At 73.9% G+C, this 24478-nt stretch carries 18 protein-coding genes; 6 read left to right on the top strand and 12 right to left on the bottom strand.

The window, feature by feature from the left end:
* Window positions 1-125: 125 nt before the first annotated feature.
* The 4 genes from NE234_RS30360 (at window position 126) to NE234_RS30345 (ending at window position 3921) form a co-directional block, all read left to right on the top strand.
* Window positions 126-1070 (top strand): helix-turn-helix domain-containing protein, encoded by a 945-nt coding sequence (locus NE234_RS30360; RefSeq protein ID WP_252784208.1) that lies wholly within the window; start codon window positions 126-128, stop codon window positions 1068-1070.
* Complete coding sequence (locus NE234_RS30355) at window positions 1060-1530, top strand: SgcJ/EcaC family oxidoreductase (RefSeq protein WP_252784207.1); 471 nt, start codon at window positions 1060-1062, stop codon at window positions 1528-1530. Before NE234_RS30360 ends, NE234_RS30355 begins: the two co-directional genes overlap by 11 nt.
* A gap of 307 nt (window positions 1531-1837) precedes the next feature.
* Complete coding sequence (locus NE234_RS30350; protein ID WP_252784206.1) at window positions 1838-2488, top strand: PadR family transcriptional regulator; 651 nt, start codon at window positions 1838-1840, stop codon at window positions 2486-2488.
* Window positions 2489-2691: 203 nt separating this feature from the next.
* Window positions 2692-3921: an FAD-dependent oxidoreductase gene (locus tag NE234_RS30345; protein ID WP_252784204.1), complete on the top strand. Its 1230-nt coding sequence runs from the start codon at window positions 2692-2694 to the stop codon at window positions 3919-3921.
* Here NE234_RS30345 and NE234_RS30340 read toward each other — a convergent pair.
* Complete coding sequence (locus tag NE234_RS30340) at window positions 3890-4774, bottom strand: sigma-70 family RNA polymerase sigma factor (RefSeq protein WP_252784202.1); 885 nt, start codon at window positions 4772-4774, stop codon at window positions 3890-3892. The genes NE234_RS30345 and NE234_RS30340 overlap by 32 nt on opposite strands.
* A gap of 74 nt (window positions 4775-4848) precedes the next feature.
* Between NE234_RS30340 and NE234_RS30335 the strand changes: the two genes are divergently transcribed.
* A complete protein-coding gene (locus tag NE234_RS30335) occupies window positions 4849-5922 on the top strand; it encodes an oxidoreductase (protein WP_252784200.1) in 1074 nt (357 codons plus the stop codon).
* On the opposite strand, the gene NE234_RS30330 is transcribed toward NE234_RS30335, so the two are convergent.
* Complete coding sequence (locus tag NE234_RS30330) at window positions 5874-6545, bottom strand: TetR/AcrR family transcriptional regulator (RefSeq protein WP_252784198.1); 672 nt, start codon at window positions 6543-6545, stop codon at window positions 5874-5876. The two genes, NE234_RS30335 and NE234_RS30330, sit on opposite strands and share 49 nt — an antisense overlap.
* Window positions 6546-6624: 79 nt before the next feature.
* On the opposite strand from NE234_RS30330, the gene NE234_RS30325 reads away from it, so the two are divergent.
* Complete coding sequence (locus NE234_RS30325; protein WP_252784196.1) at window positions 6625-7551, top strand: MBL fold metallo-hydrolase; 927 nt, start codon at window positions 6625-6627, stop codon at window positions 7549-7551.
* Here the strand turns inward: NE234_RS30325 and NE234_RS30320 are convergent.
* The 10 genes from NE234_RS30320 to NE234_RS30280 form a co-directional block, all read right to left on the bottom strand.
* Window positions 7520-11596, bottom strand: coding sequence for an alpha-(1->3)-arabinofuranosyltransferase domain-containing protein (locus tag NE234_RS30320; protein WP_252784195.1), 4077 nt, complete (start codon window positions 11594-11596; stop codon window positions 7520-7522). The genes NE234_RS30325 and NE234_RS30320 overlap by 32 nt on opposite strands.
* Window positions 11584-12705, bottom strand: a complete 1122-nt coding sequence (locus tag NE234_RS30315) for a glycosyltransferase family 4 protein (protein ID WP_252784193.1) — start codon at window positions 12703-12705, stop codon at window positions 11584-11586. Before NE234_RS30315 ends, NE234_RS30320 begins: the two co-directional genes overlap by 13 nt.
* 58 nt (window positions 12706-12763) lie before the next feature.
* Window positions 12764-13537 carry a glycosyltransferase gene (locus tag NE234_RS30310; RefSeq protein ID WP_252784191.1) on the bottom strand — a complete coding sequence of 258 codons (774 nt, stop codon included), beginning with the start codon at window positions 13535-13537 and terminating at the stop codon, window positions 12764-12766.
* Window positions 13538-13540: 3 nt separating this feature from the next.
* Window positions 13541-13672, bottom strand: a complete 132-nt coding sequence (locus NE234_RS44600; RefSeq protein ID WP_256513956.1) for a hypothetical protein — start codon at window positions 13670-13672, stop codon at window positions 13541-13543.
* Window positions 13672-15429 (bottom strand): hypothetical protein, encoded by a 1758-nt coding sequence (locus tag NE234_RS30305; RefSeq protein ID WP_252784190.1) that lies wholly within the window; start codon window positions 15427-15429, stop codon window positions 13672-13674. Before NE234_RS30305 ends, NE234_RS44600 begins: the two co-directional genes overlap by 1 nt.
* 3 nt (window positions 15430-15432) lie before the next feature.
* Complete coding sequence (locus NE234_RS30300) at window positions 15433-17706, bottom strand: acyl-CoA dehydrogenase (RefSeq protein ID WP_252784189.1); 2274 nt, start codon at window positions 17704-17706, stop codon at window positions 15433-15435.
* An 18-nt stretch (window positions 17707-17724) separates the two neighbouring features.
* On the bottom strand, window positions 17725-19926 hold the full coding sequence (locus NE234_RS30295; RefSeq protein ID WP_252784188.1) for an acyl-CoA dehydrogenase: 2202 nt from the start codon (window positions 19924-19926) through the stop codon (window positions 17725-17727).
* Window positions 19927-20036: 110 nt separating this feature from the next.
* Window positions 20037-22100, bottom strand: a complete 2064-nt coding sequence (locus tag NE234_RS30290; RefSeq protein ID WP_252784186.1) for a hypothetical protein — start codon at window positions 22098-22100, stop codon at window positions 20037-20039.
* A gap of 102 nt (window positions 22101-22202) precedes the next feature.
* Window positions 22203-22985 (bottom strand): EI24 domain-containing protein, encoded by a 783-nt coding sequence (locus NE234_RS30285; RefSeq protein ID WP_252784185.1) that lies wholly within the window; start codon window positions 22983-22985, stop codon window positions 22203-22205.
* Between the two features lie 9 nt (window positions 22986-22994).
* Window positions 22995-24389 (bottom strand): cryptochrome/photolyase family protein, encoded by a 1395-nt coding sequence (locus NE234_RS30280; protein ID WP_252784183.1) that lies wholly within the window; start codon window positions 24387-24389, stop codon window positions 22995-22997.
* Window positions 24390-24478: the final 89 nt, after the last annotated feature.

Below are 24478 nucleotides of genomic sequence, written 5' to 3'. Positions count from 1 at the left end.
TGTCGCGCACGGCTACATGCTGGGCAGACCAGGCATCTGGCTGACCGCCGGATCATCTGCGGAACTCCACCGCAGAATGGCACTAATGGAGAACACCTACCCGGGCTCGCCTATATCGTCGTGTCGTGACTGACGCCGATGCCTTTCTGGAGATGCTCGCGGAGAGCGATCTGCCGCCCCTGATCGGCCACCGGCACCCCGGCGGTGACTTCCGCGGCGGCATCGTGACTCGCGGTCTGGGGCCCTTGCGGCTGGCCGAGCTGGTCAGCCCGGAGGGCGAGTGCTTCCGAGACGCGCGGTCCGCCCGCGACGCCGACAGCGAGCTGTGGCAGATCGAGCTGGTGACGCGGGGGCGGGTGCGTGCCGAGCAGGGCGGCAACACGGCCGTGCTCGAGCCGGGCGATCTCGTCCTGATCGACCCTGTGCGGCCGGTCCGCTTCGCCACCACCGCGACCACGAGTGTGACCATGTTGGTGCCGCGGCGTCTGCTGCGGCTCGCACCGGACGCCGCCGCCCGGCTGGCCGGGGTGCGCATTCGCGGCGACCGCGGCCCGGGTGCCCTGGTGTCCTCGCTCGCGCGCGGCATGGCGCGGTCGCTGGCCGGGTTCCGCTCGGACGAGGCGGACAGGTCGGCGGCCGCGGTGATCGAGCTGATCTCGGTGGCGCTGTCGGCTCAGCTGGATGATGCGAGTCCGGCCCCCGACGAGGCGCTGCGCTCCCGGATCGTCGGCTTCATCGAGGCGAGGCTGTCCGACCGGGATCTCACCCCGGCGAAGGTCGCCGCGGCGCACCACATGTCCGTGCGCCGCCTGCACAAGCTCTTCGAGGACCAGCCGCTGACGGTGGCCGCCCTGATCCGCCGGCGCCGTCTGGAGCGGTGCCGCGCGGAGCTGGCCGGGACGGATCGCACCGTCGCGGCCGTCGCCGCCCGCTGGGGGTTCGCCGATCCGGCGCACTTCAGTCGGCTGTTCAAGGCCACCTTCGGGTACAACGCGGCGGCACTCACGTCCAGCAACCGTGCACGGATGGTCAAGGCGCTCCCCGCCCGGCCTGGAGAGGATGGCGGCTGAAAAAGCACAGAAAGGTGAACGCATGGAACAGTCGGTTGAGGAGATGAGTGCCATCCCGGCCCGGATGAACGAGGCCTGGAACCGCGGTGACGCCGGTGCCTTCTTCGCTGATTTCGCGGACGACGCCGAACTCGCGGACTTCGAGGGAACCGTTCACAAGGGACGCGAGCAGATGATCGCATTCCATCAGCCGATCTTCGACACGGTGATGAAGGGTTCCCGACTCGTTCAGGGCGACGTGGTGTTCGCCCGGATCGTCGGGCCGGGTTGGGGCGTGGTTCACCACCGCATGGTCATGGCGATGCCGGGCGAGGAGGAGCCGCCTCCGAGCCGGAGGTTCATGCAACTGCTCGCCGTGGTGTGGCAGAACGACCGCTGGGAGGTCGCGGCGCTGCAGAACTCGCGCTTGATCTCGCTGGAGACCGCGATGGCCCTGGAATCCCTGGCCGTCGCCGAGTAACCGATCGAAAGCACCCTCGCCCCAGCACCTTCGTTCTCTGGCGTGTTCCCTGAGGCGGGAAAGGTCCCGCCTCAGGGGACAGCCACAGAAAACAATGCCCCCACCCGCGCCCTCGGCCCCAGTCCCATCAGCACGCACTACTCACGTGTCGGGCCCCTCAACCGCACCGGCGTCCGGCATGGCGAACCGGAGATGCCGTCGTTGACGCCGCCGGAGCGATCCAGCACGAGGCCGCGGCGGCCGTACCCTTGCGATCGATTACTCGTGTACGTATATTCGTAGACGAGTAACCGGATCGGGAGGCGTCGTGGTCAAGAAGCGGAAGGTCGGCAACCTGTTGGCCCTCGCCGTGCTGGCCACGGTGTACACCCGGCCCATGCACCGGTACGAGATGGCCTCCGTGATGCGTGCCCGCGGCAAGGACCAGGACATGGACATCAAGTGGGGGTCGCTCTACACCGTCGTGCAGAACATGGAGAAGCACGGCTTCCTCGAGGCGATCGGCACCGACCGCGCCGGTGCTCGCCCGGAGCGCACGATCTACGCGATCACCGAGGCGGGCAGACGTGAACTGGTCGACTGGACACGCGAGCTGATCTCGGCCCCTCGGCGCGAACACCCGAGTTTCGCGGCGGGGCTCTCGGTGCTCGCCACGCTGTCCCCGCAGGAGGCGATCGCCCTGTTCCAGGAGCGACTCGGGCACCTGGACGAGTCGATCAGGACGCAGCGGGCGGCACTCGCGGAGGTCGCCGACAGCGGGGTTCCCCGGCTGTTCCTCGTGGAGAACGAGTACGGCGTGGCGATGCTCGAGGCGGAGGCCGCCTGGGTCCGCGCGCTGCTCGACGAATTGACGTCCGGTACGTTCCCGGGCCTCGCCGGATGGCGGGCCTGGCATGAGACCGGCGCGATGCCGGAGGAGATGGCGGAGATCGCCGAGAGGGGGACGCCCTCGGACTGAAGCCGGTTTTCAAGACCGGTCCCGGCGGCGGTGCGCCAACACCGCCACCGGGACCTACCTCGAACCGATGCCCGCGCACGCGAACTCGGCCACAAGGCGGCAACCGAAGGATATCCGGGTTCTTCACGCGGGGACGGTTCGCGCCCACCCACGAATCAGCACGTCGGCGGGCTGCGCCGACGCATCCTCACGGGAGAGAACCCATGTCCAAGGTACGTACCGCGCTGGTCATCGGCGGCGGGATCGCCGGTCCCGTCGCGGCCACCGCACTGCACAAGGCGGGCATCGAGGCGACCGTTCACGAGGCGTACCCCGCCGAGTCGGACGGCATCGGCGGCGCCCTCGGCCTCGCGCCCAACGGCCTCGCGGCGCTCGGCGTCATCGGGGCCGACGAGGCCGTCCGCGCCATCGCCGACCCCATGCGGCGGATGGTCATGTCGTTCGGCGGAAGACCTCAGGTGCTGCCCGGCCTGCCGGACGTGACGCCGCTGCACATGGTCGCACGCGGCGACCTGCACCGGGTCCTGCGGGAACGGGCGGTCGCGGCCGGCGTACGATTCGCGTACGGCAAGCGCCTGGTGGCCGCCGAGGACGGCCCGGACGGCGTCACCGCGCGGTTCGCCGACGGCACCAGCGCCCGCGCCGACGTGCTGATCGGCGCCGACGGCATCCGCTCCACCGTCCGTTCCCTGATCGATCCGGACGCGCCCGGCCCCGATTACACCGGCCTGCTCGGCCTGGGCGGCCTCGCCGACGTCGATCTCGACGTCGCGCCCGGCACGACGACGTTCGCCTACGGCAAGCGCGCCTACTACCTGTACTGGCCGCAGCCCGGCGGCGGGACCGCGTGGGGCGCCAACCTGCCCTCGCGCACGTACCTGACGCTCACCCAGGCGCGGGAGATCCCCGCCGAGGAGTGGCTGCGCAGGCTGCGGGAGACGTACGCGGACGACGTCCCCGGCGGTGAGCTGGCCGGACGCACGACTCCGGAGAGCCTGCAGATCGTCGGAGGTCTCCACATCATGCCGCCGGTGCCGCACTGGTACCGCGGGCGCATGGTGCTGGTCGGCGACGCCGTGCACGCGCCGTCCAACAGCACCGGGCAGGGCGCCTCACTGGCCATCGAGAGCGCGATCGAGCTGGCGCGCTGCCTGCGGGATCTGCCCGACCCGTCATCCGCGTTCGCCGCGTACGAGCGCCTGCGCCGCACCCGGGTGGAGAAGATCGCGGCGCGCGGCGCCAAGGTCAACCACACGAAGGCTCCGGGCCCGGTGGCGCGCAGGATCATTCCGGTGCTGATGCCGCTCGCGTTCAAGGTCATGAACGTGGAGAAGTCCCTCTCCTGGGAACAACGCCACACGATCGACTGGGACACGCCGGCCACGATGGTCGAGCACCCCTCTACGGCTCCGGCCGGGACGGCAGGACCCTGAGGTTCAGCCGCCGGAGGCGCTCGGGGTCGGCGACGATGTCGTACTCGGTGACCCGCTCGCCCGCCACCGTGATCGCGATCGCGAGCAGCAGCCGGCCGTGCGGGGCGACCACGAGGCCGACTCCTCCGTCGACGAGCATCGGTTCGGCGAACGTCGCGCGCCGCCCGAAGACCAGCGTCTCCCGCGCCACGGTGTCCGCCCCGCGCGCCACCGTCGGCCGGCCCGGCGTCAGCACGATCGCGTCGGCCCGCCGTACGACGCCCGGGGCCAGGACGGTGAGCAGCGCGGCGAGGTCGCCGTCGCGCGCGGCGGCGAGGAACGCCTCGACGACCCGCCGCTGACGGGACAGCTCGGCGGCGGGGAGGGCCGGGGTGCCGCGTACCCGCTGCCGTGCCCGGCTGGCGAGCTTCTTGGCGGCGACCGGGGTGCGGTCGACGATGGGGGCGATCTGGTCGAACGGCACCGCGAACAGATCGTGCAGCACGAAGGCGACGCGCTCGGCGGGCGGGAGTGCGTCCAGCACCACGAGCATGGCGCGGCCGACCGAGTCGATGAGCACGGCCTCGTCCTCCGGGCCGTCGTCCCCGGTCGCCGCGGGCACCTGCCATTCGAGGGCGTCCTCCCGGCGCGAGGCGCGGGTCCGCAGCATGTCGAGGCAGAGCCGGGACACGACCGTACGGAGCCAGGCCTCCAGGTTGTCGATGTCGCGGGCGTCGGCGCGGCTGAGCCGCAGCCATGCCTCCTGGACGGCGTCGTCCGCCTCGCTCGCCGAGCCCAGCATCCGGTAGGCGACCGCGCGCAACCGCGCGCGATGCGCCTCGAAGCGCCGGGCCAGGCCCTCGTGCTCGTCCATCGGTCACCTTCCAGCGTCGGGATCCGTCTGTCTCGTGCCACCGATCAGCGGACCGACAGGAAGAGGAACCGATGATGCTCCAGGAGCAGACTAGCGAGTACGACGACGGGGCCCGGCCGTTGCTGCGGCCGGTGGCCCTGGGGGATCTGCGGCTGCCGAACCGCGTGGTGATGGCGCCCCTGACACGGTGCCGCGCCACCAACGAGGACCTGGTCCCGACCGACCTGCACGCCGTGTACTACGCCCAGCGGGCCGGTGCCGGGCTGATCGTCGCCGAGGGCACCTGGGTGAGTGAGCGGGCGATCGGCCTTCCGCACGTTCCCGGGATCTACGGCGAGCGGCAGGTCGCCGCGTGGAGCCGGGTCACCGGCCTCGTCCACGCCCTGGGCGGCCGTATCGTGCTGCAACTCTGGTATCCGGGTGACGACGCACGCCCCGTACGGGAGATGACGCTTCCGGAGATCGAGCGCGTGATCGCGGAGTTCGCCGCCGCGAGCGGGAACGCGCGCCGGGCGGGGTTCGACGGAGTGGAGATCGCCGCCAACGGCACCCATCTGATCGCGCGGTTCCTGAACCGGCGGCTGAACACGCGCACCGACGGATACGGTCGCCGCGGCGGCCGTCTCCTGTTCGAGATCGTCGACGCGGTCGCCGCCGCCTGGGACGGCCGGCGGGTCGGGGTGCGCCTGTCGCCGTACTGGGGCATCGCCGATGAGCCCTCCGCCGACCGGTCGCGCGGCGAGTACCCCTTCACGGGCGACGACCGGACGCTCGCGGACTACGACGCGCTCGTGGCCGGCCTCGGCGAACGTCCGCTCGCCTACCTTCACCTGCGCGGTCCGGTGCCCAGCGGTCCCGTGCCCGACTTCGACGCCTTCGCCCGGTACCGCAAGCTCTTCGACGGTCCTCTGATCGCCAACCACGGCTTCGACCGGGACAGCGCCGGCGCGCTCGTCGAGGCGGGACTCGCCGACGCCGTGTCCTTCGCCCGCCTGTTCGTGGCCAACCCCGACCTGGTCGCCCGGTTCGCGCTGGGCCACGAGACGGCCGCCGACGGCCCGGGCACCCACTACACGGGCGGACCGCGCGGCTACGTCGACTACCCGGTCTGGCCGGGGTCACCGGCGCCGGTGACCCGCTCGGTGTAGCTGGAGCGCGGCTCGGGCCAGCCCTGCGGAGGGGGTGCCTGCCGGGCCAGGCCGACCAGCGTGGCGCGGACCACGCGATCCACCTGCTCGTCCACGGCCTCGGGGGTGGCGAAGCGCACCAGCCCGTCGACGAGCAGGGCGGCGAGGCCGTGCACGGCCGCCCAGACGACGAAGTCGGCTCCGGGTCTGGCCGCCGCCGGCAGCCGACCGGTCTCCACCAGCCGGTCGAGCTCCGCGGCGAGGACGCGGTGGGGGTGGGGGGCCGCCGGGTCGCCGCCGCCCGCGTTGTACGCCAGCCAGTGCCGGGCCACGGCGGGATCCTCCAGGGCCCAGCGCACGTACCCGCGACCGTAGGCGACCAGGCCGTCCACGCCGTCGCCGCGCGCACGCTCGACCGCGTCGGCCAGGCGTTCGCCGAGCCGGGCGAGGACGCGCCGTGCCAGGGCCCGTACGAGCGCGTCGCGCGAGGCGAAGTGGTGGTAGGCCGCGCTCGGGCTGACGCCGACGCGGGCACTGGCCTCCCGCAGCGACCAGCCGTCGACGCCGCGTTCCCGGATCAGGGCCTCGGCCGTGTCGAGGAGGGCGGTGCGGAGCTCACCGTGGTGGTACGGGCGGTCGGCCATACCCCGATCTTAACGCTGTTCAGATTGATGTGTTACGTTCGTAGTACGAACTGAACACTGCTCAGATTGGAGTTCCCCGATGGGCGTTCCCGAGTCCCCCTCAGCGGCCGCAGGCCAGGCGCCTCCCGACATCGGCTCCGCGCCGGCGCCGATCGTGCGGGGCGAGCCCGTCCAGGTCGCCGACGGCGTCTTCGTGATCCCGGACGGGCGGGTCCCGATCGTGCCGAACGTGGGGATCGTCGTCGGCGAGCACGCGGCTCTCGTCGTCGACACCGGCGTCGGTCCGCGCAACGGCGCGTACGTGCTCGACCAGGCCAGGCGGCTGGCGGACGACCGGCGGCTGTACCTGACCACCACGCACTTCCACCCCGAGCACGGGTTCGGCGCGCAGGCGTTCCAGGGCGCGGCCACGATCATCTACAACCGGGCACAGCACGAGGAGCTTCGGCGCAAGGGCACCGCCTACCTGGACATGTTCAAGGGGCTGAGCGAGCGCGTCGCCGCCGAACTCGCGGACGTCGAGTTCGTGGACCCCGACGTCACCTACGAGGGCGAGGCGCGGATCGACCTCGGCGGGCGCACCGCGGTGCTGCGCGAATGGGGCCCGGCGCACACGGTGGGCGATCAGACGGTGCTCGTCGACGACGCCGTCCTCTTCGGCGGTGACCTGATCGAGACGCGGATGTTCCCCATCGCGCCCTACATGCCGCCGTACGACGTCGACGTGGACTGCGGCCGCTGGATCGAGGTCCTCGACGCGTTGGCGGCCATCGGTCCGCGGACGGTCGTGCCCGGGCACGGCGAGGTCACCGACCTCGGGCTCATCGGCGACGTGCGCGACTACCTCGCCCACGTCCGCGAGCGCGTCGCCGAACTCAGGAGCGGCGGCGTACCCGTCGAGGAGGCCGTGGCCCGGCTCGACCGGGAGGCCCGCGCCCGCTGGAGCACCTGGGCGAACCCCGAGTGGATCGGCTTCACCGTCCGCGCGTTCTTCGCGGCCGCCTGACCAAGGCGGCGATCAGGCGGGCGACGATGAGCACGCAGAGGAGCTGCGGCAGGGTCTCGGCGAACAGCTGCGCCGACCTGTTCTGTACCGCCTCCAGGCGCAGGCCGGCGATGAGGGACACCGTCGCGGCGAGCAACATCGCCGCCGGGAGCCACGCGGCACCCGGCCGCGTACGCGCCGGGGCGAGGGCGAATCCGACCGCCGCGGCCGCCGTCACGGCCGCCGGGACGAGGCCGCCGGTCCAGTAGCCGATGCCCGCCGCCGCGCCTGCCGTCAGGACCGGCGTGAGCACCGTGACGACACGGGATCTCCCCCGCGTGGCCTCCGGCCGCGGATCCGGGTCGGCGGGGCGGTGGCGGGACGGCCAGAGGGCGGCGATCACCAGGATGACCAGGGAGTTCAGGCCGATCAGGACGGCGGCCTGGTACGTGCGGTCGGGGGTGTACGACAGGCGGACGGTGCCGACGGTGCCCGCCGGGAGGGCCCACGCCTGACGCCAGCCGTCGATGCGCACGGGCCGCAGGGTCCGGCCGCCGATCGTCGCCCGCCAGCCGGCGTTGTCGTTCTCGTCGACCACCAGGTACGACGCGCGCTGCGCCGAGACCTCGACCTCCCGGTGTTCGGAGGTCCATCGCGTCACGGTCACGGGCGACGGCTCGTCGTCGCCGGTCGCCGCCGCGCCGGGCGGGGCCAGCGCGGCGGAGTCGACGCGGAAGGCGTCGGAGGGCGCCGAGCCGAGCCGGTCCTCCCCCGCCTCGATTTCGACCGTGCGGCAGGCCTGGAAGCGGAACGCCCGGCCCTGGAGGAGGTCCGCGTACGTGCCGGTGGCCTTGGTCGGCACGTCCACGCCGTTCAGCCGCAGGCGGGGGCCGAAGCCGCACGGCAGCGGGACGCGGGCGCCGGGCGGCGTGCGGAACGGCGTGACGCCCGGCACGGTCACATCGGTGATCTGCGGCAGGCCGGAGAACCGCAGCGTCAGCCGGCTCGTGCGCATCGGCTTGAACGACACGCGGCCCTGGTCGTCGAGCGGCGCCTCGCGCCACTGGCCGTCGTCGCCCTCCACGCGGAGCTGGGTGAGGAACGCCGCGCCGGCCGGGCGCTTCACGGTGATCTGCCCGATCTTGACCGTACGGCCCCAGGACAGCGACAGCCACGGCGCGCGGTCGCCCGTCGCGGGCACCCAGGTCGTCGCGGGGTCGGCGTCGAACGCCGACCGGGGCAGCGTCGCGGGCTCCCCGGTCAGGGTCGAGCTCGCGGTGACCTTCAGCCGGGGGTCGGTGCTCGTGTAGCGCTGGATCAGGCCCGGGTCGGTGAGGGCGGCCGTTCCGGTCAGCTTCGCGGTGCCCGTACGGGCGGCGGTGAACACGCGGTCGAAGGCGTACGGCTCCTCGCCCCGGCGTTCGAAGTACGGGGAGCAGACCCAGCGGACCGAGCCCTGCATGCAGGCCGGCATCGCGTCCGAGGTCCGGGACATGACGACCGTCGCCCCGGCCGGGACGGCCGGCAGGCGGTACTCGCGGCCCGCCCGCACGCCGTCGACGTGCAGTTCGGAGACGGCGACGCGGGCGGCGGCGGGGACGGCGGGGCGTGCGGTGAGCGACCGGATCCGGATCCGCAACCAGCGGGTCCGGCCGGCGGGGACGCGCAGGGACTGGGCGGCGGAGGCACGGGCGAGGCGCTGGACAACCCGGCCGGTCTCGGTCTCGACGGCGATCTCGGCGGGCGGCGGGCCGAGGCCGTCGTCCTGCGCGAACGCCGCCGTGACGTTCCGGGGCGTCAGAGGATGGTCGAAGTCGACGCGCAGCCACTGGCCGACGGGGCCGGTCCAGCCGCCGCTCTCCCACCGGGTGCGCGGGTCGCCGTCCACGGCGGCGTACGGGAGCGCGCCGGGCTGGTCGAGTTCGGCCGGCGAGGTGATGTCCGACGCGGAGGAGGAGGCCGTGACGTCCTTGACGCCGGTGTAGGCGGCGACGGTGGAGTAGCGGTCCCAGCCGGGTTCGAGGATGTCCCGGCGGGTCGCGGGCACGCCGCGCCTTTCCCCCGCGGTGAGCGTGGGCGAGGTGTGGCCGCGCAGTTCGCCGAAGTCGCGTTCGACCTTGCGCAGGGTGTCGGCGACGACGGGGCGGCCGGCCGCCTGGGGCTCGTCGCCGCCGAACAGGACGGGCCGGCCGTCGAGCAGCCCGTCGTCGGCCATCGTGAGCAGGGCCTCCGGCGAGCCGTACAGCCGCAGGGCCCGGTCGGCGTCGAGCAGGCCGACGGTGTCGTCCGCGCCCACCACCTCGTAGATCTCGACGGGCGCGTACGGCTGGTCCGGAGAGCTCACGGCGTCGTCGGGCAGCGTCGATCCGGCCGGTACGCCGCCGAACCAGGCGACCCGCCGGATGCCGGGCGAGGAGTCCAGGGCCTGGTGCACCCGGGCGGGCCAGGCGCCGCGCAGGTCGTCGCGGCGCAGGTCGTTGCGGACGAGGAGGTACCGCACGCCCATCCGGCCCAGGACCTCGGTCAGGCCCGCCGAGCCGCGGCCCGTGGTGATCCGCTGGTCGATGGCGTCGAGCAGCCGGGTGAAGCCGGCCGAGCCGGCCGGGACGAGCTGCCGTTCGCCCCAGCGGACGTTGAGCAGCGGCTGGGCGATGTCGTCCATCGGCCGGCCCCACAGGTACTCGCCGAAGCGCGCGCCGGGGACGGCAAGGACGCCCTGGTCTCCGGCGCGCCCGTTCAGCCAGGCGGCGGCCTCGCGCCAGTACTGCGGGACCTTCGCGAAGTCGCCGTCGGCGGACAGGCCGGTGCTCAGCGCGGACAGCATCACCCCGGCCAGGGCGGCCGCCGCTCCGGCCGCGGTCCACCTCCGCCTCGGGAACGGCGCCGACAGCAGGTGCGCCAGGCCGAGGGCCAGCGGCAGCCGCACCAGGCCGTCGAACTTGTACAGGTTGCGCAGCGGGGCGAGCGGCCCGTCGATCAGGTCCCGTACGGCGGGCGCGAGCGGGCCCGCGTGCCCGGCGATCATGACGACGAGGCCGGTCAGCAGGGTGAGGACGAGGAAGGTCCGTTCGGGAAGCCGCGCCCGTACGAGACCGGCCAGGCCAAGGGCGGCGACGAGGCCGGTGCACAGGACGGGGGGCGTCGCGGTCGCGAAGAGGTGGCCGAGGGGCCACCAGGGCCGGCCGTCCACGACGAGGAAGTCGTGCCAGCGCTCCGTTCCCCGCAGGACGTTGGCCGGGCCGGTCGTCGCGGTCGTGGTGACGGCCTTCTCGGTGTAGAGCAGCCACGAGTAGGCGTACCGGCCGAGCAGGAGCAGCGGCACGGACCACCAGGCGGTGGCGCAGCCGACCGCGACCGCCCACCAGGCGAGCAGGCGCGTGCGGAACAGGCGGGGGCGTCCCCGTGGGCTCCGGGTCAGCACGTACAGGACCGGGACGACGAGGACCGCGAGGACGGCCGTGGCGTTGATGCCGCCACAGCAGGCGACGGCGAGGCCCGACCGGGCCGCCGCGCGGACCCGCCCCCCGCCGTGCGCGGCGGTGACCAGCGGCAGCACCATCCAGGGCAGCATCGCGAGGGGCAGGTACTCCGAGGAGTTCGTGCCGAGGGACGCCAGGCCGTGCGGGCCCAGCGCGAACGCGAGGGCGCCGAGCAGCCGCGTGACCGGCGTGCCGATCCCGAGACGGCCGGCGAGTCGGCGGGCGCCGAGGAACGCGGCGCACAGCAGCGTCGCCAGCCACAGCCGCTGGACGATCCACGGCGGCATGCCGGCCAGGTGCCCGAGCGCGTAGAACGGGCCCATCGGGAACAGGTAGCCCGACACCTGGTTCTGCAGCTGGCCGAACTGCTCGATGTCCCACAGGTGCAGCGCCCGGCCGAGGAAGCCGAGCGGGTTCACCGCCATGTCGATCTTGGTGTCGGCGACGATCCGGCCCGGCCGGGTCGCCGTCGCGAGGAGTGTCAGCAGTGCGCAGCACAGGACCGTCCGCAGGCGGTCCCGCAGCCGCTCGTCGAGGCGGTACGGCTCGGTGTCGGGGGACGGTTCGACGCGGGTCAGCGCGGCCATGCGAACGACTGATCTTCCAGGCCGTGCGCCGTCCCGCGCCGGACGGCGGTGTCGAGCAGCGCCGCCATGCGCTCGGCGCTGCGCGCCCACGTGAACTCGGCCGCCCGTGCCCGGCAGGCGGCGGCCGTCTCGCGGCGCCGCTCCGGCACGGTCAGCTCCTTCAGCTCCCGCTCGACGACGTCGGCGAGGTCCTCGCCGTCGCGCACGAGACGGCCGGTCACGCCGTCGACCACGGCGTCGCGCAGCCCGTCGACGTCGTACGCGACGGTCGGCACACCGAGCGCCGCCGCCTCCATCACGCTGAGGCCCCAGCCCTCACCGCGGGAGGCGCTGAGGTGCAGCCGGGCGCGGGCGACGAGCGCGTTCTTGTCCTCCTCCGGCAGGTAGCCGTGCAGGACGACCAGGTCGGAGAGGCCGCGCACGGCGATCCGGGCCCGCAGCCGGGCCTCCTCGGGCCCGCGCCCGATGACGTGGATCCGGACGCGGAGGCGTTCGGCGACGTCGAGGATCCGGTCGACGCGCTTGTGCGGGACGAGCCTGCTCACGCACACCAGCGCCGGCTCGCCGTCCCCGGGCTCCGGGATCGTCTCCGGCGGCGTGACGCCGTTCGGGACGACGTGGATGGGGCCGGTCCAGGCGAGGCGTTCCCGCATGGCGGTCACCGTCGACGCGGACACCGCGACGCAGGCGTGCCGCCGGTACGTCCACCGGGCCACCGGCCCTTCGAGGAACCGGCCGACCCGCGCCAGCCACGCCGGGAAGTAGACGCCGAACTGCTCGTCGTGCACGTGGTGGACGACGCACAGCACCGGTACACGGCGCGGCAGCACCCACGGGGTGAAGAAGGGGATGCCGTTCTGGCAGTCGAGCACGGCGTCGAACGCCCGCCGGCGCGACAGCGTCCAGGCCAGCACGCGCGGATAGACGCCGAACCGGCCGCCCAGGCGCACGACCTCGACGTCCTCGATCCGCTCGCGCCGGGCCTGGCCGGGGCCCCGCCCGGTGACGAAGCGCACCCGCGTCCCGCGCGCGGTGAACCACCGCGCCATCTCCCAGGCGTAGCGCTCCGCCCCGCCGGCCTCCGGGTGCCAGGGGTCGCGCCAGTTCACGATCGCGAGCGTACGCAGTTCCCGCCCGGCGGTCATCCGCGCCCCCGCTCAGGCCCGCTCATCCCGCTCCGAGCTCGTCGGCGACGGCGCGGGGGCGTCGTGCCGCCGTGAGGTGCCGGGCGTCGGCGTGGATGCGGGCCAGGTCGCGCAGGCAGCCGGCCGCGTGCCGCCGCACGGAGAACGTCGAGCCCGGGACGTCCCGCCACATCACGGGGATCTCCACGGGATCGGCGCCCCGGCGCCGGCAGTGCAGCAGCAGCTCCACGTCGAAGGCGAAGCCGGGCGTGCGGAGGTCGGCGGCGGCGGCCCGGGCCAGCGGGCCGGTGAAGAACTTGAACCCGCACTGGGTGTCGGCGACGCCTCCGGTGAGGTCGCGGACGAGGCGGTTGAAGGCGAGGGCGCCGACGCGGCGCAGCGGATGCCCGTACACCTCGACGGTCGAGCCCGGATGCCGCCGCGAGCCGATGACGACCTGGCGTCCCGCCCGCAGGAGGGCCAGCGCCCGGTCGAGGGCGGCCAGGTCGGTGGCCATGTCCGCGTCGCAGAACCCGACGTACGGGGCGGTGGTGGCCAGCAGCCCGGACCGGACCGCCGCGCCCTTGCCGGGCACCGGGCAGTGGAGGAGGCGCACGGGCACCGGCCCGGACCAGGTGGCGGCGATCAGCGCGGTGGCATCAGTGCTGGCGTTGTCCACCACGACGATCGAAGCGCACATCGGCAGTCCGGCCAGCTTCGCGGACAGCCGTTCCAGGCCGTACGGGAGCCGCCCCGCCTCGTTGCGCGCGGGGATGACGACGTCCAGCGCGGGGGCGGGCGGGCACTCCGGGTGCACGGCTCACCGGGTGCCGTAGTTGTACAGCGGCTTGACGACCGGGTCCTGCTGGGAGGTCGTGATGACGCGCACGACGCCGAACGAGGTGAGGAGGGCCAGCACGATTCCGGCCAGCATGGCGACGGCGATCCGCATCATGGCTCCTTGGACGACAGTGCGAAGAGGCTACCGACCGGTAGCCGGATTGACCAGACAAGTGCCGCAAAAGTAGTGAACCAGGCTATTGCAATAGGCCATTGCGAAATCGGCGTCTCTCTGCTCCCCGCGGCACCGGGGATGCGGTAGAGGACGAGGTCCGGTCCTGCGACGACGGGCTCCGCGCCGGGCAGGCGACCCGCCCAGGCCGCGAACTCCTCCGGCGCGTCAACGGCGACGTACCGGACGCCGCGGGCGCGCAGCGCGCCGGTGAGCGGCGCGCCGGAGCGGACGAGGGGGTCGAGCGCCCGTGCCCTCGGGTCCTCCACCGCCATCCGGAGGTCCCGCCGCCCGCCCGTCCCGACCCGTACGGCGTCGTTCAGGATCACCCGGCCGGGCAGGAGGCGGGGCAGCGGATCGAGCACCCGGCGCCCGCCGTTCCAGGCGTAGGTCCGGTACGCCTCCCACGGCAGGACCAGCACGTCACCGGGCGCGGCCGCCACGACGGCGCGCGCCCGCGACCAGTCGGCCGGATAACGCACCGCCGCGAGCCGGCCGCCCGCGCCCCACGCCAGGCCGGGCAGCAGCGCCACCGGGACCAGGAGGGCCAGGGCCGCGAGCTCCGGGCGCCTTCCCGCGACGCGGTCGACGACCAGGCCGACCCCGACCGCGACGACGACGGCGAGCGGCCCGACGTACTGCTGGCCGTCCCGCAGCACCGCGAACCCCGGCCACAGCCCGATCGCCCACCGCAGCGGGCCGGGGACGACCACGCCGAGAGAGGCGAGGGCCAGGCCGGCGAGCGCGGCGACGCCCAGGCCCCGCGTCCCGGCCGCCCGGCCGCCGCGCGCGTACGCGACCAGAGCGAGCAGGACGACGCACAGCCAGGGCACGGCGGTGACGGCGGCGCCGTACCCGGGCGGCACGGTCTCGGCGTTCCAGCCGCCGCCGAGCAGCAGCAGGCTGCCGACCGCGCCGAACGGCGTGTCCGCGCGGGCGGCGAACGCCGCCACCCCGGCCGGGTCCACCGGGACCCCGGAGAACCGGGCGACGGACGGCACGAGCCACGGCAGGCTCATCACGAGGAGCGCCGCGATCGACCACGGCAGGCCCTTCCGCCCCGACCAACCGACCCCGACCGACCTCCCGGCCCCCGACCGACCGACCCCGACCGACCTCCCGGCCCCCGACCGACCGACCCCGACCGACCTCCCGGGACGCGGGCGGTGCAGGCCGATGACGAGGACGACCAGCCCGGACACGGCCATCGCGGCGAACCCGCCGATCGCCGCCGGCACCAGCGCCAGGAGCAGCCGCCGGGGCTCCCCGCGCGCGGCGGCCCGGACCACCCAGGGCAGCGCGGCGTACCCGAGGAGCAGCGCCCACTGGCCGAGCAGCAGCCGTTCGGCGACGAAGGGGTTCCAGGCGTAGACGACGCCCCCGGCCAGCCGGGCCGTGAGCCGTTCGGAGGGGACGAGCGCGGCGGCGGACGCGCAGGCGATCACGAGGATCGCCAGCAGGATCGTCTTCTGCACGAGATCCGCGGGCACGACCTGGGCCAGCGCCGTCACCACCGCGTCGCTCGGCACGTGCCGCGGCAGCATCCCGGCCAGCCCGAACGTCTCCCGGTCGAACACCGGATGCGGCACGAAGACCATGTCGTACGCGAGGGTGAACCCCGGGGCCAGCGCGGGCCCGAGCGCGAGCAGCCCCAGGACCAGCCCCGTCCCGGCGGCGACGACCGAGCCGCGGGTCACGCGCTAACGCCCTGGTTCGGGGTCCCGGGGCAGCCCGAGGAGGCGTTCGGCGATCACGTTGAGGTTGACCTCGGTGGTGCCCCCGCCGATGGTCATCGCGCGGGAGGCCAGCAGCAGCCTGGTCCACTCCGCGCGCGGGCCCGCGCCGGGCGGGCCGATCAGCGCGCCCTCGGCGTCCAGCAGCCCGAAGCCGTACTCGGTGACCCGCTGGCCGTGCTCCATGCCGACGAGCTTGCTGACGTTCGCGGTGGCGCCGGCGTCCACGCCGGACAGCCGCTTGAGCGTGGCGCGCAGGCCGAGCAGCGCGAACACGTGCGCGTCGGCGACCAGCCCGCCCACCCCGTCGCGGACGACCGGGTCGCCGGCGAGGCCGAGGTCGCGGACCAGGTCCAGGAGCCGGGGCACGTCCGCGCCGAGCTGCCAGCCGGTGGACAGGTTGACGCGTTCGGCGGTGAGCGTGACCCGCGCGACCCGCCAGCCCGCGTTCACCGGGCCGACCACGAGGGAGTCGGGCACGAAGACCTCGTCGAGGAACACCTCGTTGAAGACCTCCGCGCCGGTGAGGTCCCTCAGCGGCCGCACCTGCACGCCGGGCGCGGCCATGTCGACCAGGAAGTAGGTGATGCCCTCGCGCTTGGGCGCGTCCGGGTCGGTGCGGGCGAGGCAGATCCCCCACTGGGCGTGCTGGGCCAGCGAGGTCCAGATCTTCTGCCCGGAGATGCGCCAGCCGCCGTCGCAACGTTCGGCGCGGGTACGCAGGCCGGCCAGGTCCGAGCCCGCGCCCGGCTCGCTGAACAGCTGGCACCAGACGATCTCGCCGCGCAGCGTCGCGGGCAGGAAGCGCTCCTGCTGCTCCGGCGTGCCGTACGCGGCCAGCGACGGCGCGACCCACGCGCCGATGCCGAGCCAGGGGCCCTCGATCGCGGCGGCCCGCAGCTCCCGGTGGATGACGACCTGCTCCAGGGGGGAGGCGTCCCGGCCCCACGGCCGGGGCAGGTGCGGCTGCACCCAGCCGCCGGCGGCGAGCTCCCCGATCCGCTCGGGCCCGTCGAGCGCGGCCAGCTCGGCGACGCGCGCCCGGATCTCCCGCCGCAGCGGCTCGGCCTCGGGCGGCAGGTCCAGGTCGCGCTCCCGCGTCTCCCCGGCCATGGCCAGGTCGGCGACGGACGCCCGGTGGTCCGCCGCGCGGCCCAGCACCGCCCGCAGCGTCAACGCGCGCCGGTAGTACAGGTGGGCGTCGTGCTCGAAGGTGTACCCGATGCCGCCGTGCACCTGGATGCAGTCCTGCGCACAGAACACGGCCGCGTCGGGGGCGACGACGGCCGCGACGCCGGTGGCGTACGGGACCTGGTCCCCGGCGGTGACGGCCTGGGCGGCGTCCCAGACGGCGGCGCGGGCCTTCTCCAGCTCGATCAGCATCCGGGCGCACCGGTGCTTGACGCCCTGGAACTGCCCGATCGGCCGCCCGAACTGCTCGCGGGTCCGGGCGTACGACGCCGCCGTCTCGACCGCCCACGCGGCCACCCCGCACGCCTCGGCCCCGAGGATGACCGCCGCGAGGGCCCGTACGTCCCGTGCGGTGAGCCCGGTCAGCACGCGGCCGGCCGGCACGACCGCGTCCTGTGACGCGACGCGTGCCGCCCCGCGTACCGCGTCCAGGGCGTCCGGCGCCTCCGTTTCGAACTCCCGGCGGCGCAGCACGACCCACGTCTCACCGCCGTCGTCGAGGGTCACCGGCGCCACGAGGACGCCGGCCGCCGGGCCGCCGAGGACCGGCCCCGCGCCGCCGCCCACGACCAGGCCGTCGTCCGTCCGCCGCCCGGTCAGCCCGGCGGCGAGGCACACCGCACCCGTCAGGGTGCCTTCGGCGAGGCCGGGCAGCAGCTCCCGATGGGCCGGGGGTACGTCGGCGGCGGCGATGACCGCGCTTGCCAGCACGGTCGGGACGTACGGCCCCGGGACCAGCGCCCGGCCCATCTCCTCGACGGCCACCGCGAGCTCCAGGACCGAGAAGCCCTGCCCGCCGTGCTCCTCCGGCAGGTGCAGCCCGAGCAGCCCCTGCCCGGCGAGCTCCGCCCAGTACGCGGGCCGAGCCTGCTCTCCACCTTCGTGGCTTCGCCCCACCACCCCCTGCTCTCCACCCCCGTGGCTTCGCCCCACCACCCCCTGCTCGTCCGCGACGGCGTCCCGGACCACCGTCCGGGGCGCGTGCCGCTCGGCGAAACGGCGCACGCTCGCGGCCAGCTCCTCGTGCTCCTCGGTCAGCCCGATCCCCACCGGACGCTCCCCGTACCGCTACTTGCCCGGCTCCGGGTCGCGCGGCAGGCCGAGCATGCGTTCGGCGATGACGTTGAGCTGCACCTCGGTCGTGCCGCCGTAGATGGTCATCGAGCGGCTGAACAGCATGTACCGGGCCCAGATGCCGGTCGCCTGGCCGGGCTCCTCCTCGACCGCCACGGCGCCCTGCGACTCCCAGATGAAGTCCGCGACCTCCTGGTTGAACTGCACGCCGAGCAGCTTGCGGACGCTGGCCTCCGCGCCCGGCTCGTGCCCGGAGATCTGCTTGAGGGTGAGGCGCAGGCCGAGCAGGTCGATGGCCTGGCCCTCGCAGAGCAGCCGGCCGAGCTCGATCAGGGTGGGCGGGGTGATGAGGTCCTTGCCCTGGAAGGAGTTCAGGAGCTCCCGCGTGCCGGCACCGAGGCCCTGCCCACTGGACAGCTGCACGCGCTCGTTGCTGAGGGTGTTGCGGGCGACCTTCCAGCCCTGGCCGACCTCGCCGACGACCTGGTCGTCGGGCACGAACACGCCGTCGAGGAACACCTCATTGAACATCGCGTCGCCGGTCAGCTCGCGCAGCGGCCGCACGTCGACGCCCTCGGCCTTCATGTCGACGAGGAAGTACGTGATGCCGTCGTGCTTGCGCGGCTCGACGGAGGTGCGGGCGACGCAGATCGCCCACTTGGCGTGCTGGGCCAGGGACGTCCAGATCTTCTGGCCGGTGAGCCGCCAGCCGCCCTCGACCCGCTCGGCCCGCATCTGCAGCGAGGCCAGGTCGGAGCCCGCGCCGGGCTCGCTGAACAGCTGGCACCACACGATCTCGCCGCGCAGCGTCGGTGCGAGCCACCGCTCCTGCTGCTCCGGCGTGCCGTACGTGACCAGCGAGGGCACCACCCACGCGCCGATGCCGAGCTGCGGTCCCTTCACCTTGGCGGCGCGCAGCTCCTGGAGGATCAGCACCTGCTCCACCGGGGAGGCGGCCTTGCCCCACGGCTCGGGCAGGTGCGGGAACACCCAGCCCTCGTCGCCCATCTTCGCGTTGCGTGCCCCGTCGTCGGTGATCGCGGCAAGCTCCTCGACCTCCGCGCGGATGCGGTTGCGCAGCGGCTCGGTGTCCTCGTCCAGCTCGACCTCGACGGCGCGGCGCACGCCGTCGAGCGCCTGCCGCGCCACCTGACCGGCCCACTCCTTCCCGGGGCCGAGCAGGACGCGCAGCGTCGAGGCGCGGCGGAGGTACAGGTGGGCCTCGTGCTCCCAGGTGAAGCCGATGCCGCCGAGCACCTGGATGCAGTCGCGGGCGCAGCGCAGCGCCGCGTCCGGCGCGATCACGGCGGCGACGCCCGCCGCGAAGCCGGCCTCCTCGGCGGGGTCGTCGGCGGCGCGGGCGGCGTCCCAGACGGCGGCGCGGGCCTTCTCCAGCTCGATCAGCATCCGGGCGCACTTGTGCTTGACGCCCTGGAACTGCCCGATCGGGCGGCCGAACTGCTCGCGGACCTTTGCGTACTCCGCGGCGGTGGTCACGCACCAGTCGGCGAGACCGGCGGCCTCGGCACCGAGCAGCAGCGCGGCCAGGTCGCGGACCTCCGGGCCGGTGAGGCCGGTCAGGACGCGGTCGGCCGGAACGGCGACGTCCTTCGCGGACACCCGGGCGACGCGGCGGGTCCGGTCCAGGCTCTTGACGGGCGTGACGGTGAGGCCGGCGGCGTCGACGGCCACCCACTCCTCGCCGTCGTCGACCGCCACCGGCAGCACGATGACGTCGGCGAGCCCCGCGCCCAGGACCGGCTCGACGGTGCCGCTGATCGTCAGGCCGTCGTCCGTACGGCGGCCGGTGAGGCCGCCCGTGAGGGACAGGGCGCCGATCAGGGAGCCGTCGGCGAGGCCCGGCAGCAGCTCGGAGTGCGCCTTGCCCGCCTGCCCGGCGCGCAGCAGCGCGGCGCTGGCCAGCACGGTCGGCAGGAACGGGCCGGGGACGACGGCGCGGCCGAGGGCCTCCAGGGCGACCGCGAGCTCCAGCAGCCCGGCGCCCTGCCCGCCGTGCTCCTCGGGCACGTGCAGGCCGAGCAGGCCCTGCTCGGCGAGGCCGGCCCAGAAGGACGGACGGCCCTCCTCCTCGGCGTCGAGCGTCGCGCGTACGACGCCGACGGACGCGTACCGCTCCGCCCAGCCGCGCACCGCGTCGGCGAGCGCCTCGTGCTCCTCGGTCAGCCCGATCGCCATGTCCCCACCTCATCCCGCAACGTCCCGTTGCGGCCTACCTTAGATGGCCGCGGACGCCAATTGGAATGGGATTCGGTATGTGACACGGCTCTCGGGGACCGAGGACCGGATCAGGACACCTTGATCGAGTGCATGACGTAGTCGACGTCGGGCCAGAGCTTCTTGGCGGTGTTCGGCACCGACATCAGCACCACGCCGGGGGCCTTCTTGCCCGTGTCGACCACCGCGACCGTGAAGATCTCCCCGGTCGTCTTCACCTTCGACTGGTGGTAGGTCAGGTAGTAGCCGACCAGCCATCCCTTGTGGCCGCCGACGGTCAGCGACTGCGAGGCCAGCACCCTCTTCTTGTGGGTGTAGCCGTACATCCGCTTCTCGTAGTAGTCGGCGACCTGCGTCGCGGCGGCGCGCTCGCTGCCCGGCCCGGTGTAGGCGTCCTTGTTCGCGCCGCCCAGCTGCGCGCTCAGCAGCCGGCCCCAGCGCTTGGGCTCGGACACCGCGTACTGCCCGGCGCTGAACCCGAGCTCGGCCATGGCGCCCTTCTGGGTCTGCATCTGCCACGGCTTGCCGAGCTTCGGGTACGACAGGCCGGCGTGCGCGTCGGCGATGCGCCCCACCGGCTTCGTGTGGGCGCCCTTGAACTGCGGGAGGGGCTTCTCTTGCTGAGACTCCGCCGGCTGACCCGTCTTCGTCTTCGACGTCCCCTTCGTCGGGGAGGTCTTCGTGTGGCCCGACCCGGCCTCGGCGTGCTTGTCCGAACCGCCGTGCGAACTCAGGAAGTAGGCGCCGCCCGCCGCGAGCAGGCCGACGACGAGCACGCCCAGCCCGGCCAGCAGCGGCCGCTTCGACCGGCCCTCGTCCTCGAAGCCGTCGTTCGGCGGAGCCGTCAGTCCCCCGTGGCCGTCGCCGCCCTCCTGCTCGCGCATCCACTCCGGCAGCCGCAGGTTGCCGCTGCTCGGCTTGCCGGGCTGCACCGGGCCGGTCGGGCCGAGCGGCTTGTTCCACAGCGCCGGGTCGTCGTCGTGGGAGAAGAAGTCGTTCTCGGCGGCCTGGTCCTCGGCCGGCACCGGCCCGCCCGCGGGAGGCATGCCTCCCGGCGCACCGCCGAACGCCCCCGGACCGCCGTACGGCTGCGGCGGCACCGCCCCGCCGTAAGGCCCGGTCGGGGCCGGATCGCCGTACGGCTGCGGCTGGGCCGCGTCACCGTAAGGCCCGGACGGGGCCGCGTCACCATAAGGCTGCGCCTGGGCCGCGTCGCCGTAGGGGCGGGGCGGGGCCGCGTCACCGTACGCCTGGGGACCACCCGGCGCCTCCGGACCGGCGACGCCGTCCGCCGGACCGAGCAGGGACTCGAAGGAGTAGGGCTCGGACGCCGGCCCCGGGCTCACGGCCGGCGCATCGGATCCGGTGTCGGCCTCCCGAGCCGGATGCGCGGCCCCGTAGCCGAACGACGGGTCCGCCACCTCGTACCCGTAGGCCGCGTCCCGCGCGTCGTACGGAGCGACGTTGGGGGCCTCGGACTCGAAGGGCGGCGTCGTGCCGGGGAACTCGGGCTCGGCCGCGCCGGAGAACGTCTCCGCCGTCCCGCGGCCGAACGAGGGGGTCTCCTCCTCCGGCACCGGCACGGACGGGAACGCCGTGGTCCGCTGGAACGAGATCTCCGGATCGTCCTGCGGCTCGGCGCCGAACGACCCCGGGGCCGGGAACGAACCGCTGGTCTCGGCGGACGAACCGCGCGGCCCCGCGGAGGACCCGGCGCCGTACTCACCGGCCGCACCGTTGCCGTACCCACCGGACGGGCCGGCCCCGTATTCACCGGGCGCGCCGTTGCCGTACTCGGCGGGCGCGCCGAAGCCGTCGTAACCGGCGGGCGCACCGGGCCCGGCGGGAACGTCGGCGGAACCGGCCCCCGGATCGGCGGGCTCGAACGGGGCGCGCTCCCGGCGGGTCGCGTTCGGAGCCTGCTCCTGCGCCGAGACCGCGGGGAACCCGCCCGTCGGCGCGTCGTCGTCACTGGACCAGGAACCGGACCGGCCGTTCGCAGGCGGGCCACCCGACGCCGCGGAGTCCTGTCCGCTGACTTCGGGAAGCGGGCCTGTCGGCTCATCCGGTTCGGAGTACGGGCCGCTGTGGCTGTTCGCCGGACGCCACTGCCCGGCGCTCCCCTGATCAGACATGCCGCACAGGTTACGTGAAGATCAACATTTCTCGCTTCGGACGCTAATTACGCTCAGGCCACAGCTTGTTAGCCGCGGCATGGCGACGGCGTGACGTCCGTCTCAGGCCGGAGTGCCGGCAATAGCGCCCTGATCTGGCGGAATCCCCGGCCCGACAAGCCTTTCGCGCGCCAGCAGCGTACCGCCGGCGACCGCACCGGGCATCGCCAACACGGAACCGAGCGGAATGAGGAAGGTCACGAATACGGAAACTCCAAAACCCAGAGACAGCCCCCGATGGCGGCGCAGGAGGGCGAAACGCTCGCGCCGCCGTACGCCGCGCCGCTCCAGCGCGATCGACGTCAGCTCGAACGTCAGGAAGTAGCCCGACACGAACGCCGCGATGACCGGGACGACCGTCTGGCCGACGGCCGGAAGAAGGCCCAGGACGAAGAACAGCACGGCGAACAGCGTGGTCACCGCCCCGACGACGAGCCCGTCGGCGATCGCGCGCGTGAGTTGCCGCAGGAGCGGCACCCGGACCTCCGGCGGCAGCCCGCCCTCGCTCTCCTCCACCCTCCCGGACAGGCTCTCGTAGAAGGGATCGCCCACGATCAGGGTCACCGCGGTGAACGTGACGATCGCGATCATGACCGCGGCCCCGAACAGGAGGACGGCGATCAGCCCGCGTGTGGCGTCCCGGGCGCCCTTCGACCAGTGATCGGCGAACGGGCTCATCGCCTTCGCCAGGTCCCAGTCGTAATTGGCCAGGAACACGAGGGCGACGACGTAGACCGCGAGGACGATCAAAGCCGGAATCAGGCCGAACAGCCACTGCCGCGGCCGCCGCGCGACCCATGCCATGCCCCGCAGGAAATACCGGACGCCGGTGATCGAATCTCGCACGCGCCCACATTAGAGCTCGAACAGGGTCTGAGGCTCTGATCTCCCGGCCCGGGCCCGGTGGAACCGCTCGCGGCCCTCGTCGAGACCGATCACGGGATCCGGGTAGTCCAGGCGCCGGCGGACCTCCGCGGGCAGCAGCCACGGGCGGTGCACGGCGGCCCCCTCGACCTCGGCGAGCTCCGGTACCCACCGGCGCACGTAGTCACCGCGCCCGTCGAACCGCCGGGCCTGCACGAGCGGGTCGATCACCTGGTTGGGCCGGGTGCTGGCGCCCGTTCCGGCCACCCACTGCCAGTTCAGCTGGTTGTTCGCGATGTCCCCGTCGACCAGGAGGTCGAGGAAGTGCCGCGCCCCCACCCGCCAGTCGACATAGAGGATCTTGGTCAGGAAGCTCGCGGTGACCAGCCGCCCGCGATTGTGCATCCAGCCTTCCCGCGCCATCTGCCGCATCGCCGCGTCGACGAGGGGATATCCGGTACGTCCCTCCCGCCAGGCCGCGACGAGCGCCTCGTCGGTCCGCCAGCGGTCGTTCCGGGGCCGGTAGTCCTCGCGCGCCACCTCCGGCCGATCCGCGAGCAGCTGCCGGTTGAAATCCCGCCAGGCCAGCTGCCGTACGAACGCCTCGGCGCCGGGGCCGCCCACCGCGGTGGCCCGGCGCGTCAGCTCGACGGCGGACAGGCATCCGAAGTGAAGGTACGGCGACAGCCGGGACGTGGCGTCCCCGGCGAGATCGTCGTGGCGGTCGGCGTAGCGCGTGATCGGCCCGTCCAGCCAGGCGGCCGCACGCCGCCGCCCCTCGTCCTCGCCGCCTCGCGGCAGTACGGGCGACGGATCGCCGTCGGCGAGCTCCGCGCCCGACGGCAGGCGCTCGGACCGTACGGCCGGGACCGGCACCGTGCCCGGAGCGGCCAGCGGCTCCCGTACGGGGACGTCGCCCCACTTCCGGTAGTAGGGGGTGAAGACCGCGAAATGGCCGCGGGACCCCGGAGTGAGCGCGCCCGGCGGGACCACGAAGGTCACGGAGTCATGCACGCACAGTCGCCGGCGGGAGCCCTCCAGCATCCGTCTCAGCCGCGCCTCACGCCGCTGCGCGAACGCGCTGACGTCCCGCGCCAGGTGCACCTCGCCGGCCCCGGTCTCCTCGGCGACCCGGGCGACCTCGTCGACGACGTCCCCACGGCGCACGACGAGACGACCGCCCCGGCCACGCAGCGCGCCGTCCAGATCCGCGAGACAGTCGGCCAGAAAGGCCGCCCGATTGGGCACCGCGAAGCCGGCCGCCCGCACCCCGTCGTCGACGACGAACAGCGGCACCACCTGATCCGCCGCCCTCAGCGCCGCACGCAACACCGGATTGTCGTGAACCCGCAGGTCACCCGTGAAGAGACAGATCGCAACCGTCATCACCCGAGGCCATGCCCACCCAGCCAAGCCGAACACCACCGGCAGAGAGCCCAGCGACAACCAACAGCCACCGTCAGGGGGGTGTAGGG

This window comes from Actinoallomurus rhizosphaericola, from assembly GCF_024055675.1.
GTDB lineage: Bacteria > Actinomycetota > Actinomycetes > Streptosporangiales > Streptosporangiaceae > Actinoallomurus > Actinoallomurus soli.
This window is presented reverse-complemented; position numbering and strand designations above follow the sequence as displayed.

What these genes read in the sequence shown, in the direction of transcription:
- NE234_RS30355 (WP_252784207.1), top strand. Translation starts at nt 1,060, where the DNA reads ATGGCGGCTGAAAAAGCACAGAAAGGTGAACGCATGGAACAGTCGGTT.
- NE234_RS44600 (WP_256513956.1), bottom strand. Translation starts at nt 13,672, where the DNA reads ATGCGGATCGCCGTCGCCATGCTGGCCGGAATCGTGCTGGCCCTCCTC.
- NE234_RS30340 (WP_252784202.1), bottom strand. Translation starts at nt 4,774, where the DNA reads ATGGACGAGCACGAGGGCCTGGCCCGGCGCTTCGAGGCGCATCGCGCG.
- NE234_RS30345 (WP_252784204.1), top strand. Translation starts at nt 2,692, where the DNA reads ATGTCCAAGGTACGTACCGCGCTGGTCATCGGCGGCGGGATCGCCGGT.
- NE234_RS30330 (WP_252784198.1), bottom strand. Translation starts at nt 6,545, where the DNA reads ATGGCCGACCGCCCGTACCACCACGGTGAGCTCCGCACCGCCCTCCTC.
- NE234_RS30280 (WP_252784183.1), bottom strand. Translation starts at nt 24,389, where the DNA reads ATGACGGTTGCGATCTGTCTCTTCACGGGTGACCTGCGGGTTCACGAC.
- NE234_RS30335 (WP_252784200.1), top strand. Translation starts at nt 4,849, where the DNA reads ATGCTCCAGGAGCAGACTAGCGAGTACGACGACGGGGCCCGGCCGTTG.
- NE234_RS30320 (WP_252784195.1), bottom strand. Translation starts at nt 11,596, where the DNA reads ATGGCCGCGCTGACCCGCGTCGAACCGTCCCCCGACACCGAGCCGTAC.
- NE234_RS30325 (WP_252784196.1), top strand. Translation starts at nt 6,625, where the DNA reads ATGGGCGTTCCCGAGTCCCCCTCAGCGGCCGCAGGCCAGGCGCCTCCC.
- NE234_RS30290 (WP_252784186.1), bottom strand. Translation starts at nt 22,100, where the DNA reads ATGTCTGATCAGGGGAGCGCCGGGCAGTGGCGTCCGGCGAACAGCCAC.
- NE234_RS30295 (WP_252784188.1), bottom strand. Translation starts at nt 19,926, where the DNA reads ATGGCGATCGGGCTGACCGAGGAGCACGAGGCGCTCGCCGACGCGGTG.